Genomic DNA, 14,548 nt, shown 5'->3' with positions numbered 1-14,548 from the left:
TGCTTGAAGACTTTTGAGTGTAGTATGGCAGAAGGAATATGCAATCTTAACAGAGCACGTGTTTTTTCCTAACTTTTATCTAGCGTAGCTAGAGCTTCCGATTTCAGGGCTTGGGCGAGTTGGACGTGCAGATTGTGACTGGCTTTGTAAGCCAAGTAGTGAGCTTTTGGCCAAGTTCCGAGCAGACTGAGGTCGCCTACTAAGTCTAGGATTTTATGGCGCACCGGTTCGTTTGTAAATCTCAAAGGCGGGTTGAGCCACCCGGATCGATGGCAAACTAGGGCGTTCTCTAGGGTACCACCTTTGATCAAACCTGCTTGTCGCAATTGGTCAACTTGGCGAGCAAGTCCAAAAGTGCGGGCTGGGGCGATCGCGCTAGCAAAACTTTCTGCCTCTGGCGACCAACTGTACCATTGATTGCCGATCGCCTGTTCCTCAAAATCAATTCCGTAACTAAATCGAGTTTCCGCTGACGGTAAAGCCGCTGCAAAAGCATCCCCGTGGCGCACCCAAATTGGCTGTTCTAGGACGAAGGAGGAAGTGGGGTCTTGCTTCGATTCTTGAGGAACTAAGCCGGTATGGGCGATCGCCTCTACCCAAACCACAGCCGAACCGTCCAGCAGAGGCACTTCCGGCCCATCAACCTCTATTCGAGCATTATCCGCTCCCATCCCCGCCAAAGCGGCTAATAAATGCTCTACAGTGCGAATTTGAGCATCGATACCTGCCAGTTCAGTTGAAAGTGCAGTCTGGCAAACCGCCTCAATTTTTGCAGGAATTATCGGAGCACCAGGCAAGTCAATTCTGACAAAATAGCGGCCTTCCCCAACCGCAGCAGGCAAAACTCGGACGCGAGTTTGTTCGCCGCTGTGCAAACCGATTCCCGACAGTTCAAATTCAGATTTTAAGGTACGTTGAGTCATTTGGGAGAAGGAAGAAGGAAGAAGGAAGAGGGAAGAGGGAAGAAGGAAGAGGGAAGAGGGAAGTTAACAGTAGGGTGCGCCTGGTCGCGCACCTTAGACATGATTTGTAGGGTGCGCCGAGGCGTAGCTTACTAATTAGCAATTAGCAATTAGCAATTAGCAATTACCAATTACTCCTAACTAATGACTGCTGACTACTGACTCTTCGTTAATTAGAATCGCTCACCAATCCCAAAGTGAATTTGATTGTCGCCCGTGTCGTTGATACCGTAATCGATCCGGATCGGCCCTAAAGGAGATTGAATCCGCACGCCGAGGCCGTAACCGTAACCGCTACCCGGCTTTCCGCGGATACCGGCAGGGTCGCCCGGGACATCTTCGCCCGTACCCAAGTCAGTGCCAGCATCCAAAAATAGCGCTCCGCCGATAAACGAAATAATCGGGAAACGGTACTCAACGCTGGCTTCTAGGAAACTGCGACCTGCTCCGAGGTCGCCTTCGTCGTATCCGCGCACCGAGTTGGCGCCGCCTAAGGCGAAGGCTTCGTAGGGAGGCAAATCTCCGAATATGGTGCCGCCTCTAAAACTGAATGCCAGGGTTTGAGGGCCGGGGGTAAAGTTAGTGTACTTGACTGGTAGGTACAAGCTGTAGCTGGCCCGCAGGCGGTTTAACAGGATGCTGCCGGAACCTACAGGAATCGATTGTTCCACCCCAAACCTGAGCAGAGAACCGCTAGTGGGGCGGAGGGGGTCGTTGCGCCGATCGCGCACAACACCTGCTTGCAGTGTTGTCAAGTCGTCGGAGCCGGAATTGCTAAAACTTAACAGGTTGCCGAGTTCGTCCCGGGATTCGCGCCTGCCTTTGCGATCGGTAATTGAGACCCGCTGGTACTGCAAGCCGACTGAAGCAGTCCACTCAGCATCGGCAAAAGGATTGCGCGACAGCGGACGGGTGAAATTGATGCCGGCACCGGTGCGATTGATGCGGGGTCGATCCTCGTTGGGCAATCTGACTTCCCGTTCGCCGCCGTCAAAAATCACGCTGATCGATCGTCTTCTAAAAACATTAGCGGTGAAAGAAGTCCGGTAAGGATCGCCTGCAATCCAGGGGTCAGTAAAACTCAGGTCAAACAGATTTTGGCGTTCCCCGATTTGTACTTCAGCGCCCAACTTCTGGTTCCTACCGCCCAAGTTTTGCTGCTGGTAACTCAGGGTACCGAACAAACCCGTCGCGGAACTCAAACCCGCACCAGCCGCCAGAGAACCGGTATTTTTCTCGATGACGTTGACAATTACCCTTGCCTTGCGGGGGTCAGTCGTTCCCGGTTCCAAGGCAAGTCGCACGTCTTCAAAAATTCCCAAACCAAACACCCGTCTCAAATCTCTTTCCGCCTTGGTGCGGTTAAAGATGTCTCCGGGCTTGAGTTCTACTTCGCGGGTGACGACAAAGCGACGGGTGTTGCCTCCGATCGGCTGACCCGTGGCATCTGTTGCCTCTCCCTCCTTGTTCAGGAAGCGGACATCAACCGATTCGATCTGGCCTTCTGCCACTACCAGGGTTACTGTGCCGTCGTCTCCTACTTGCGGGGCATCAGTGATTTGGCCCAAAACATAGCCGTTCTCTTGATACCACGCATTAATTTTTTTCACTCCCTCCTCAAAGCGGCGGAGGTTGAGAATTTTGCCGTATTGATCGCGGAAGCTTTCGTCAATTACGCTTTGGGGCAGCACTTGCTGACCGGTGATTGTCACTCCCCGCAGTACCGGATTTGGCTGCACAATAAAAGTCACCCGGACGCCCAACGGGGTGTCTTCCGGTACTGCCCGCACGTTTCTGAAAAAGCCTGTGGCAAAAATGGCGTTGATGTCTTGTTGCAGTTGGCTGCGGTTGGTCGTGCGTCCCGGTTGGGTGCTGATGACTCGGTAAATTTCGCTTTCCAGGTCGTCCGTCGCCCCGGTGACTGTAACTTCTGCAACTAGCACTTGCGGTTCTGCCGCCCCGGCGGGTGCGGGGGTTTGTCTGGGCTGCGGTGCTGGGCCAGGGGGTAATGGGGGAACGGTGTTAGCCGGCGGTCCCGTCGGGGCCGGTCTGGGGGTAACTTGGGCGTTTTGAGCGATCGCCCCTGATTCCTCTGGTTTCCCTAGCTCTGCTGCGATCCAGGCGGGCGTTACAGCCGATGGCTCGGGGGGGAGCGGGCTGCCCAGCGGCGCCTCTGGCAGGGCGTTTTGGCTGCTAGAGGCGGGGGAGGGGTTGGCTGCTAGCTCGGGTTTGAGTTGAAGCAAGGAAGGCGAAACCGGGGAGGGCGTGTCTGTGAATCGCTCTGGGGGTTTGCGGTCGTCCTCTCCTCTGGCAGGGGCCTCCGCTATTTTTAGGGCTTCGGCTTTGCCGGTTTTAGCGGCTTTGCGGTTTTGAGGAGGATTTTGGGTTAATTCTGGAATGGGGCGATCGGGTAATTCGATCGACGGGGCAGGCGGAACTGCAGCCAAAGCTTCCTCTGCTGATTCAGAGTAGGATGTTTGGCCACTTGCCGAATTTGATAACCCGAATGTTGCTGAGGCAGTAAAAACTGCCACCAATACAGCAGATAAACGCATTTTTGTTCACTTTTTTGGGCAATCCACACACCACATTAGTCATTATTCATTAGTCATTAGTCATTAGTTATATAAGTCGGTTGAATTTCGCGCTGACCGCTAATTGATGACTGTTGACCGCTGATTGCTGACATCGAAAGCAGAAGGGTGACAAACTGTGCAATTCTAGCGCATTACCAAGGCCTCTAGACTTTCTGAGCGAGAACGCGTTGGAGAACTTGTTGGTAAGCGGTTTCTACCGATCCTAAGTCGCGGCGGAATCGGTCTTTGTCCATAACACGGGCGTCGGGGTCGGCTTCTGCGTTGTCCCAGAGGCGGCAGGTGTCGGGACTGATTTCGTCGGCGAGGATCAGATTTTGATGTTGGTCGATACCGAATTCTAGTTTGAAGTCTACCAGGGTGATGCCGCACTGGCTGAAAAATTCTTTGAGTATTTCGTTAATTTCGCGGGCGGCGATTTCTAGTTGGTCTACTTGTTGGGGGGTGGCTAGCTGCATTAGCAGCAGCCTGTCGCGGGTCAGCAGCGGGTCTCCCAAATCGTCGTTTTTGTAATAAAACTCCACCAGCGGCGGATTGATAATTGTGCCGAGGGCGAGTCCGGTTTGCTTGCAAAGGCTGCCAGCGGCAATGTTTCTGACTACGACTTCCAACGGCAAGATTTGGACGCGACAGACTCGCATTTGGTTGGGGGCCGGCGTGTCGATGAAGTGGGTGGGGATGCCTTTGGCTTCTAGCATCCGAAACAGGTGGGCGGATACGGCGCAGTTGATTTCGCCTTTGCCGACGATGCTGCCGCGTTTCTGGGCGTTAAAGGCTGTAGCGTCGTCTTTGAAGTGGGTCAGCAAAATTTCGCTGTCTTCGGTGGAGTAGAGGATTTTGGCTTTGCCTTCGTAGAGTTTGCGATCGGCTGACATGGCGATTAATAATGTAGATGAGTTGTAGATTTTACCGTAGCTCGATCGGGCATTATTGGCGAGTTTTTGGATTTCGGCTGCGCCCCTCAGAGCATGAGGGGCGAGTACACCTGCAGGTAGATCCCGCGAGCGGCCCAGGCATAAATGATTCTTGACAAAGGACAATAGAGATTAAACCTGCTGGGTTCGCGATCCGTGCGGGCTAAACCTCGCCAACGAGACTGGCGCTTAAAAAACATCTGCAAAGTGGCTCATTTATGGAAGACAAAAAAATTCATATTCTCTTGGTAGAAGATGATGAGGTTGATGTGATGAACGTCCGGCGAGCATTCAAAAAAAATAACATCGTCAACCCCCTCTACATTGCTGCCAATGGATTAGAAGCTCTCTCTATATTGCGTGGAGAAGGAAAAATAGATCCTCCAATGCCTCAAGCGCGCCGGTTGATTTTGCTGGACTTGAATATGCCGAGAATGAGCGGGATCGAGTTTTTGCAAGAATTGCGACTGGATGAATGTTTGAGGTCGATTCCGGTAATCGTCCTCACGACTTCTAATGAAGATAGAGATAAAGTAAAAGCTTATAATTTGAATGTAGCTGGCTATATTCTTAAACCTGTTACTTTTTCTAACTTTGTGGAAGTGATGGCTACCCTAAACAGATACTGGATGCTGAGTGAAATTCCCTAAAATAGGGGAAATTTAATAAAAAAATTATTTTTTAATGTGGCTTGGTGATTTTTCAGGAATGCAGTTGTTTTAATTCTTTTTTCCAGACTGCAGCTTTTTCGGAGTAATCCACAATTCGGTTGTTATGGACAAAATTCTCACAATTCTGATAGTTGATGACGATGCAGTCGATCGAATGGCGATCAAACGCTCGCTCAAGTCCGCTGGTGTTTCGGCAGAAGTTACGGAGGCAGAAGACTGCGCGGATGCCCTGAGCCAACTCTCGGTCAGCAAAAATTATACCCCGGCTACGGCAAAACTCTCCAAACACAATAAATCTCAACCTTTTAGGGAGGTTGAGGAGACAGAAAAGGGGCTGCTATTAAATCAAATATTTGAGTGCAAATTTGACTGCGTATTGCTCGACTACGGATTGCCGGACGGAGACGGACTGAGTTTGGTAAAAAATCTACGAGAAGCGGGACTGAAAGTTCCCTTAATTGTGCTCACCGGTCAAGGCGACGAACAAATTGCTGTGGAATTAATGAAGGCTGGAGCTTCTGATTATATTGCTAAAAATAAGCTTTCTCCCGATAGTTTGTCTCGCAGTTTGTACAATGCTATGCGCGTTTATCGCGCCGAATCTCAGGCGTTTCATACCAGTCAAAAACTCAAGGAAAGTGAGGAACGATACAGGTTAGTTTTAGAGGGAGTGAACGACGGAATTTGGGATTGGGATTTAAGTAAAAATGAGGTTTATTGGAACGATCGCCTTTTGGAAATTATCGGTTTGTCGCGAAAGCAATTTGGCAGGACTATGGACGCTCTATACAACCGCCTGCACCCCGATGACAAGGAGGGAATCGTCGGGGCTATCGCCGCTCACTTGGAACAAGAAATAGACTACAATGTAGAATTTCGGCTGCTGCACTCGAACGGTCTTTACCGCTACTGTACTTCTCAGGGAAAAGCTCAACGGAATTCCCAAGGAAAACCGCTGCGGATGGCCGGTATGATTAGCGACATTACTGAGCGCAAACAGGCGGAAGATGCTCTGGAAAGGGAACGGCAGCAACTGAGACAAATTATTACTTGCGTGCCTGTAGCAATGGCGATGTTCGATACACAAATGCGCTATATGGCTAACTCTAAAAAATGGGTTAGTCAATTTAATTTGGACTTGCCGTCCCTGAATAATCTCAGCCATTACGAATTGTTTCCAGATACGCCGAATCGCTGGAAAGTAATGCACCAAGAAGCGCTCCAAGGCAAGGTAGTTTCTGTGAGCGAAGATGCCTGGGAACGAGCAGACGGATCTGTTCTGTACCTGCGGTGGGCTGCTCACCCTTGGTACGATCCAGACGAGAAAGTCGGGGGAATTGTGATGGTTGCCGACAAGATTAATGAGTTGGTGGAAGGGCGGGAAACTGCCTTAGAAGCGAGCCGGGTGAAGTCGCAATTCTTGGCAAACATGAGTCACGAAATTCGCACTCCGATGAATGGTGTTTTGGCAATGGCTCAATTGCTGCTGCGCGCTCCACTGGAACCGAAACAGCGGGATTGCGCTCAGACTATTTACCGCAGTGCTGAACATTTGCTGAACGTTATTAATGATATCCTCGATTTCTCTAAGATTGAAGCTGGAGAAATGCGGCTGGAAAAGGGTAATTTTGATTTGGATAGCTGCGTTGAGTCGGTGATAGAAATGGTAGCGCATTTGGCCGAAGAAAAAGGTATTGAATTGAATATTTTAGTTGACAGCTCGGTGCCGAGGAAGTTGGTGGGGGACTCGGGCAGATTGAAGCAAGTTTTGCTGAATTTGACGGGGAATGCCATAAAATTTACCGATAGCGGTCAAGTTCTCGTTCACGTAACTGTGAAACAGGGCAACCGACTGGCAGACGGTAGACAAGAAGCAAGATTGCTATTTTCGGTGCGGGATACTGGCATTGGAATTTCGGCAGAAGGGCAAACAAAGCTGTTCCAATCTTTTTCTCAGGTAGACGATTCTCCTACTAGACCTTACGGCGGGACGGGTTTGGGTTTGGCTATTTGTAAGCAGTTAGTGGAGATGATGGGAGGGGACATTGGAGTTCGCAGTTTGCTAGGCAGCGGTGCGACTTTTTGGTTTACTGTACCTTTGGAAAAACAGTTGCCAGTTGAGCCTCACGATCCCGAACTTGCGGGCAAGAAGCTGTTAGTAGTCTCTGGAAGCGCTTTGAGGAGGGCAGCGGTGCGATCGCTCGCTCAAAGTTGGGGGGCCCGCTGCGATGAGGCAGAAACTGTTGCTGAGGCTTGGAGTTGGTTTAAAAATGCCCAGGGCGGGATTTCTCAGCATTCAGGGCAGGGGGAAAAAAGCTGGGATGTGGTGCTTGTGGACTTGCAAATGCCGGAGTTGGATGCGGAGGAATTTGCTAGGAAAGTGCGATCGACCTCTATAGTTGGTTCGTTAATCGCCATGACTGCTTTGCGAGAACAGCCGAAGGCTGAATCGCTTTGCCGTCAGGGCTTTAACAGATATTTGATCGAGCCGGTGCGGCCAAGCCACCTGCTTGAGGCAATGCTGGCGCCGGTGAAGGGAACGGGAGATTTTGGGAGAGTGGAGGCTGCTAATACTTGCAAGTTGCCACCAGTTAATACTCAATATGTTACTTCCGATTCGCCGTCATCGCTGAGAATTTTGGTGGCGGAAGACCACCCGATCAATCAACAAGTTCTTGTCGAACAGTTGGCAGTTTTAGGCTATCAGGCTGACTGCGTGGTCAACGGTCAAGAAGCGCTGGAGTTGCTCGCAAAAAAAAGCTATGATTTAGTGCTGATGGACTGTCAAATGCCGGTACTTGATGGTTACAAAACGGCGCAAAAGTTGAGGCAAATCGAAGGAAGCGAGCGGCATACTTTTGTGATGGCTTTAACTGCTCATGCTATGCCGGGGGAACGAGAAAAGTGTCTGGCGGCGGGGATGGATGATTATCTCAGCAAACCTGTAGATTTAGATGCTTTGGCGGCGGCCCTGAAAAAGTATGAAGCCCTAAATGTTCAGGGTGAAAATAAGTATGGAGTTAAAAGTATTAATTCGGAAAATAAATCTCAATTAGCAACAAATTATACAGAAGTTGTGGAAAAAGCGCAGGTTGGGGCTGGACAGGCACCGAGGGCGATCGCACTTCAAACTTGGGAACATAGAGACTACGACGGACTGTTCGACAAGAGCAGATTGGAGCAACTCGGACGAGTTAATATTAAATTGCCCGAGCGGCTTTTGCAAGCTTTTGTGGCAGACGCCCAAGCTGATATGGCTGCTGCCAAAATAGCTGTAGAAGCTAAAGATTGGCAAGCTGTGGAATATCAAGCACACCGTCTCAAGGGAACTTCGGCTAATGTGGGAGTTGCTCTGATGTCGGATTTGGCCGCACAATTGGAGCATCAAGCGCGAGGCTTTCAATCTGAACCACCAGGGGGGGAATTGTTAAATATTGAGAGGGTTGAGAACATATTAGTGAGTTTGTCCAGTCATTTAGCCCGGGTTCAAGAATTTGTGGAAACTCGAATGTTGGGTTAATATCTTACTCGCTCGTAGTCGATATTAGTCGGCGATTAAAATCGCCATTACAAAAACGAAGTTCCTCTCTAAAAGACTAATAAATAAAGCGGTACGGTACGGAGTGTGCATCCTACATATAGAAATTATAGGAAAATATTGTTTGTTTCTTTACTCCGTTTCCTCTGCGTTCTCTGCGGTTAATTAAAAAAATAATTAATTTAGCTATGAATTACGATACCAGTACAAACACTATTTTCGATAGCGATTCATTAGAAAATGATGAAAAACGGCTAACGCCTTTGATGATTTTTGCTCGGGAAGTTTTATTGTATGAAAATGAGGCTATCTCTGAGCAAGATTCTGCTGTAAATGCTGTGCCGTCCCCGCTCGATGAAATAACTAATTTATGTGTTGACAATATCATAGCAAAAGTGGCTCGCTGCTGTCGGGAAAGCAAGGTGGGAAAAAAATTACCGACGGCTTTTTACGTTCACGTTTCGGCTTTGCAGACACTCAACCCTGTCCTCGGAATCTACGAAAATTGTGCCAGACGCAATCTCGAAAATATTGATGAAGCAACTTTAGTTAAAATTGCACTCCATCAACCTAAAATATCTTATCTTTTTTACCCTGATTTCGATACAGATGCTCATCCTGCTTTGCAAACCAGCATCCAGATTAATCTAGCAACAGGGGAAGTTAAATATTTTGATTACAGCAACAGCGAAAATCCCCCTGTTTTGCACCGTAAGGAAACTTTTGTAGCTGCGGATTATCCCAATTACGAAAAATTTGCGTGGCTGACTCGCTGCGAAGAAAAGTGGGGACTGCTTGACAATACTAGCGTTATCGGCACTCGCGAGGGTTGGCTCAAATATTTGGGATATTGCGGTGTAGAAATCCAAGATCATACTGTTGTCGAGCGTTTGAAACAGGAGAATAGTGAGCTATCAATTCCTAAGATCGAGCGGCACAAAGCTGCAATGGTGCGCCACTCTCTTTCTAAACCCCTGCGTCTGGTTTTAGAAGCTGATTTAGTGAGGGACGGGGCGACTTTTTTTGACTACGGTTGCGGTTACGGCGGGGATATTAAATATATTGCACAAGAGGGTTATGCTATTTCTGGTTGGGACCCATACTATCAGCCGGATACTCCGCGAACTTGTGCGGATATTGTGAATATTGGTTATGTGATTAATGTAATTGAATCTTTGGCGGAACGCCGAGAAGCTTTGCTGAGTGCTTGGGAATTAACTAAGAATTTATTAGTTGTAGCGGCTCAAGTTTTGATTGATGATAGCCAGCGAGGCCAAATTGCTTATGGGGATGGGGTGATTACTTCTCGGAATACTTTTCAGAAGTATTACGAACAGGAAGAGTTGAAGATTTATATCGACCAAGTTTTGAATGTTGATGCAATTCCTGTGGCTTTGGGAATTTATTTTGTGTTTCGGGATGCAGCGGAGGGTGAAGGTTTTCGTGCTTCTCGGTTTCGATCGCACTTATCGACTCCCAGGGTGCGATCGCAAGTTAAGCGGTTTGAGGATTATGCGGAAATGTTGGCTCCTTTGATGGCTTTTGTGAGCGATCGGGGCCGCCTTCCTGTTAAAGGCGAATTAGCTGAAGAATCGGTAATTAAGGGGGAATTCCACAGTTTTAATCGCGCTTGGAGGGTGATTTTGCAAGCAACGGATGCGGATGATTGGGAGACAATCGCCGACAAGCGCCGCCAAGATTTGCTGGTATATCTCGCTCTCAACGGTTTGGGCGATCGGCCTTCGATGCGCCAACTCCCGGCTCAAATCCGCAATGACATCAAAGGTTTGTTTGACAATTATCAAAAAGCTTGCACTTTGGCAGATTTAATGCTATATAGCTTGGGAAAACCTGATATTGTGGCCGACTGTTGCGAAGATAGTGCGATCGGCTACAAACAGCCCGGTTCCCTTTCAGTTCACGTCTCTGCATTAGAAGAACTTGACCCTTTGCTGCGTCTGTACGAAGGCTGCGCTAACCGCACAATTGGCAGGCTTGACGGCGCGACAATCATCAAGTTTTACGCTCGCAAACCTCAGATTTCCTATTTATTTTATCCCGATTTTGACACTAACCCGCATCCAGCCCTCCACACGGCTATGCACATACATTTGCGCGACCTTTCTGTCAGCTATCAAGACTATTCTGATTTGTACAATCCGCCAATTTTAGTGAGAAAAGAAGCTTTTGTTAGTCCTAATTATCCCCATTACGAAAAGTTTGCGAAACTCACCCGCCAAGAAGAAAAGTTAGGGATTCTCGATAGTGGCGTAGTTAAGAAGCATCGGGAATGGGTTAAGTGTTTGGAGGAAAACTGCGTTAAAATTAAGGATCATAAGTTGTTTTGGCGATCGAATGCTGACCCAGAAAAGTTGAAAATGCTGCAAAAAGCAGCGTCGGAACGCCAGTCGAAAAAGATTGAGTTGAATGCAGGAAAGATTGAAGAAACCGGAGAGGGCGCAGATGGCGCAGAGGATGGGAAATAAGAGCGAACAGAAATAAATGGGAAGCGTAGCGAAGATGCTCAGATATATTAAATTGAGTAGATAGGCCTGTTGCGCTCGCAAAAATATGCTACAATAGTGTGAGAATTTTATCTTGCTAAAATTTCTATGATTTCCCAACAGACAGACTTGCCGATGGTGGAAAATCCCAATGTTTTATTAAAAGCTCTCAAAATTCAATTCAAATATTTCTGTGTAGATTACTTGACTATCCCTCAGATTAAAGGTATTTTTTCAAGCTTCGGTTTTACTGTAAATCATGAGAGTACCGTTTCAAGTGAAACACGTCGTGGATTAGTTGATGAACTCTATAATTCAGGTGATTGGCCGAATGTAGACACAGTTCAAAATTTCTTGAAATTGCTTGAATATGTTCTACAACTGCACTACCTATCGCCTGAATCAAAGAGCCTTCTTTCATCTTTTTGTGAAGAACTTGGATTCGTGGTAGAAGATAATAAAATTACCTGTATAGGCTTATTTTCTGGTGAAGACTTGTTTACATATCAATTTCCTGCTGGAATGCCTTTCGGAAAGAAGAAGCCAGACTTTTCCATTACTGCTGAAAGCGGAAGACAAACATTAAAATATGTGCTACAGGATGGACTGGGATTATTGAAAGGAAAGGTATACCCAAACTTTAGCTTTAGAATGCTAGAGATATTTTACGGTCTTGATAATTCCACGAATGTAGAATTAAAGAAAGCACTCATAGCGATGAATCAAACTCCATATGAAAAAGACTTTTTTATAGAATATGCAAAGAGATTTGATATGGCAAAGAAGAATGTACCTGTATTAATTCCTCAAGCGTGGATTCAATGGCACTCTCAACCTAAAAGAAATCTTCGTTCTGTCGGAACATATGTAGATGACATATATAGAGTTGATTTTGTAGCATTTTGGAATAGTAAGAGATACGCAATTCTAGTAGATGATATCAGCCACTATGGAGTAAACGAGGAATCAATATGGCGCGCAGACGAAGAATCCTATTCAAAGCGATTAAAAGAGGATAGAAAGCTAAGCACAGAAAATTGGCAAGTGTTTCGAGTCAGCAATTGGGAACTGCGAGATAAGGAAAAAATTCCCGGCATTCTGGAGGATTTGCGGAAATTTATTGGTTTCCAAGAATCATAAAATGGTGGCGTAAGTGTGCTGAATAGCTCAAGACCTGCACGCGGCCCAAAAACCCGGTTTCTGCGTGAATATCTCAAGGGTTCATCCACGATTTTTCCTAGAAACCGGGTTTTTTAGTCACAATTCAATCAACTCGTAGGGTGCGTCAGACTCCGTTATTAAACGATGATCGATGGTTTCGGGCTAGTAGAGTGCCTTACTATATATACCAGTTGAGTCCAAGACTGAGTAAATTAGTAAAAGTGGCTGAATTAAGCCGTTAGGTCGCTTTCGTTATTTCTTATAACAGAATTTCTAAACTGTGTTCACCAAGAATCCAGAAGGGACAGGTTCATTACCTCCTGAATGACTTTGAGAAATTGACGTAAAACAATGGACGAATCTTCCTGTCGCCAAACAACAGCAATCTGCCGGTTTAGGGCTGCATTTTGGAGCGATCGATAAACGACTCCCTCACGGTGCAGCGTTTGAACATGGTTGGGTAAGATGGACACGCCAACGCCTGCTGCAACTAAACTGAGCAGTGTGACAACTCCAGTTACTGTGACAGTTTGATTGATTTTCGGTTCAAAGCCAGCCTCCCGGCAAAGAGTGACAACTTTTTCATAGAAGGGCAATACATCAAGGGAAGGTAAGATGATCGCATCGTCTGCTAGTGCTTTCAGAGAAATTTTACTTTGGTCAGCAAGGGCGTGTGTGGTTGGTAACGCGACAACGAAATACTCTTCAAGAATGGGTTGAAAACTCAAGGCTGGATCGTTCTGCTCAAAGCTGGGAGAGCGTTGAAATATCACGTCTAATTGATGGTTCTTGAGCATCTGAATCTCCTGCTGAATCGTGACTTCGTGCAGTTCTAGCTCCACCTTTGGAAACCGTTGCTGAAACTCTTGCACTACCTCAGGCAGAATCGTGTTTGCAATGGAATTGTTCATGCCGATGATTAAACGCCCTATTTCACCCTGACTGGCCTGTCGTGCATAAGAAACCGCTCGATTGAGATGAATTAACGCTTGCTGCGCTTCTACCAGGAAAGCTTGACCCGCTTCAGTTAACTGAATCGGACGTTTGCTGCGATCGAACAGCTTTACTGCCAACGTTTTCTGATGGGTACTCAACAATTCTTCAAGCGCCTGAATTCTCTGACTGAGGGGAGGTTGCTTAATTCCTAAACGCTTTGCTGCCTCGCTGAAGTTGTTGTCAGCCTGCACCACTGCGATGAAGTAGCAAATCTGTCGAAGCTCAAACTGGCCCAGATGCTGGAACTCCATACCCATCCTTACTATATTTTCAAGCATATTTTGTTATGCACTTCTTATCTCATAGCATATAAAGACTTGCTGGACTGGCCGATCGGGCACAGATACGCACCTCAAGTGCTGTACCTTTGACCTCTGTGGCAAGACAACGCCTACTCTAAAGGAGAATTTTATGAAGGTCAATTCAACGATTGCCACTACATCCAGTCGTCTAAATCGGGAAATTGAATTACCACCTGAAGTCGAAGTGCAAAAGCAGGCAATCAGTGAAAGAACGATCGCCTATTGTAACAAATCGCTCGATCGCAGCCGATTTTTCAGCCTGCTTAAAGACGGAGAAATCACCCCGTCCATCATGCAATATGCCTTCTTACAGTACCAACTTTGGCGGGATCGTCTGCATCAGTGGTTTGGATTATGCATCGTCAAAGCAGGAAGTTGCACTGATCCGGATCAGAAAGCAGCAATCATGTCCCTAGCCGATCACACATTCACAGATTTGCAGGATGATCATAGTGAGATGTATTTGGAATTTCTCCACAATCTTGGACTGAGTGATGCTGAAATCAAGGCATCTTGTCGGAGCGCGGCTACAGTATCGTATGAGCGCTCATTCTTTGACGACTTCGGCTATGGAACGAATAACTTCTACGAAGCACTGGCAGCGCTCAGCGGGCGAGAGCTATGCGTGGCAGTACGCAATGTGAGAATTCTCCAGTATTATTTCGATGCCCGCAGCATGAAGCACCCAACCTGGCTAGCATTGCACGCGGAATTGGAGGTCGATCATTTTCATGATGCCATTCGTCCGGTGCTGATCCGTTATGGTGGGGATTCAGCGAAGATTGCCGATCTTATGAAGGCAGTCGAGCAGGGGATAGATCGACATTTGCAATATTTCGAGGAGCTGCTGCATGAATACGAATCCCGGTAGTTCTAGGAAAATCATAAAAAAGTAATGATGAACTA

Annotated in this window: 10 protein-coding genes; 6 read left to right on the top strand and 4 right to left on the bottom strand. The window is 47.4% G+C overall.

Features of this window, described 5'->3' with window-relative positions:
- Positions 1 to 68: 68 nt before the first annotated feature.
- The gene (gene lpxC / locus QUA47_RS07025; protein ID WP_333430204.1) at positions 69 to 923 is read right to left on the bottom strand and encodes a UDP-3-O-acyl-N-acetylglucosamine deacetylase; all 855 of its coding nucleotides are present in this window, start codon (positions 921 to 923) and stop codon (positions 69 to 71) included.
- On the opposite strand from lpxC, the gene QUA47_RS07020 reads away from it, so the two are divergent.
- Positions 915 to 1,058, top strand: coding sequence for a hypothetical protein (locus tag QUA47_RS07020; RefSeq protein ID WP_333430203.1), 144 nt, complete (start codon positions 915 to 917; stop codon positions 1,056 to 1,058). The two genes, lpxC and QUA47_RS07020, sit on opposite strands and share 9 nt — an antisense overlap.
- A gap of 77 nt (positions 1,059 to 1,135) precedes the next feature.
- On the opposite strand, the gene QUA47_RS07015 is transcribed toward QUA47_RS07020, so the two are convergent.
- Together QUA47_RS07015 and purC are read right to left on the bottom strand one after the other, a co-directional pair.
- Positions 1,136 to 3,517, bottom strand: coding sequence for a BamA/TamA family outer membrane protein (locus tag QUA47_RS07015; RefSeq protein ID WP_333430202.1), 2,382 nt, complete (start codon positions 3,515 to 3,517; stop codon positions 1,136 to 1,138).
- Between the two features lie 185 nt (positions 3,518 to 3,702).
- A complete protein-coding gene (gene purC / locus QUA47_RS07010) occupies positions 3,703 to 4,431 on the bottom strand; it encodes a phosphoribosylaminoimidazolesuccinocarboxamide synthase (protein WP_190658532.1) in 729 nt (242 codons plus the stop codon).
- A gap of 257 nt (positions 4,432 to 4,688) precedes the next feature.
- On the opposite strand from purC, the gene QUA47_RS07005 reads away from it, so the two are divergent.
- The 4 genes from QUA47_RS07005 (at position 4,689) to QUA47_RS06990 (ending at position 12,323) form a co-directional block, all read left to right on the top strand.
- The gene (locus QUA47_RS07005) at positions 4,689 to 5,120 is read left to right on the top strand and encodes a response regulator (RefSeq protein ID WP_190658331.1); all 432 of its coding nucleotides are present in this window, start codon (positions 4,689 to 4,691) and stop codon (positions 5,118 to 5,120) included.
- A 124-nt stretch (positions 5,121 to 5,244) separates the two neighbouring features.
- Complete coding sequence (locus QUA47_RS07000; RefSeq protein WP_333403642.1) at positions 5,245 to 8,661, top strand: response regulator; 3,417 nt, start codon at positions 5,245 to 5,247, stop codon at positions 8,659 to 8,661.
- A gap of 206 nt (positions 8,662 to 8,867) precedes the next feature.
- Positions 8,868 to 11,165 (top strand): DNA phosphorothioation-associated putative methyltransferase, encoded by a 2,298-nt coding sequence (locus QUA47_RS06995; protein WP_333430201.1) that lies wholly within the window; start codon positions 8,868 to 8,870, stop codon positions 11,163 to 11,165.
- Positions 11,166 to 11,291: 126 nt separating this feature from the next.
- Positions 11,292 to 12,323 carry a hypothetical protein gene (locus tag QUA47_RS06990; RefSeq protein WP_333430200.1) on the top strand — a complete coding sequence of 344 codons (1,032 nt, stop codon included), beginning with the start codon at positions 11,292 to 11,294 and terminating at the stop codon, positions 12,321 to 12,323.
- Between the two features lie 305 nt (positions 12,324 to 12,628).
- Here QUA47_RS06990 and QUA47_RS06985 read toward each other — a convergent pair whose 3' ends face one another.
- Positions 12,629 to 13,618: a LysR family transcriptional regulator gene (locus tag QUA47_RS06985; protein WP_333430199.1), complete on the bottom strand. Its 990-nt coding sequence runs from the start codon at positions 13,616 to 13,618 to the stop codon at positions 12,629 to 12,631.
- Between the two features lie 133 nt (positions 13,619 to 13,751).
- On the opposite strand from QUA47_RS06985, the gene QUA47_RS06980 reads away from it, so the two are divergent.
- The gene (locus tag QUA47_RS06980; RefSeq protein ID WP_333430198.1) at positions 13,752 to 14,513 is read left to right on the top strand and encodes an iron-containing redox enzyme family protein; all 762 of its coding nucleotides are present in this window, start codon (positions 13,752 to 13,754) and stop codon (positions 14,511 to 14,513) included.
- Positions 14,514 to 14,548 lie beyond the last annotated feature (35 nt).

Origin of the sequence: Microcoleus sp. MON2_D5 (assembly GCF_036701905.1) — a bacterium.
Lineage (GTDB): Bacteria > Cyanobacteriota > Cyanobacteriia > Cyanobacteriales > Microcoleaceae > Microcoleus.
The sequence above is the reverse complement of the archived record's forward strand: the minus strand, read 5'-3'. Positions and strand labels throughout refer to the sequence as shown.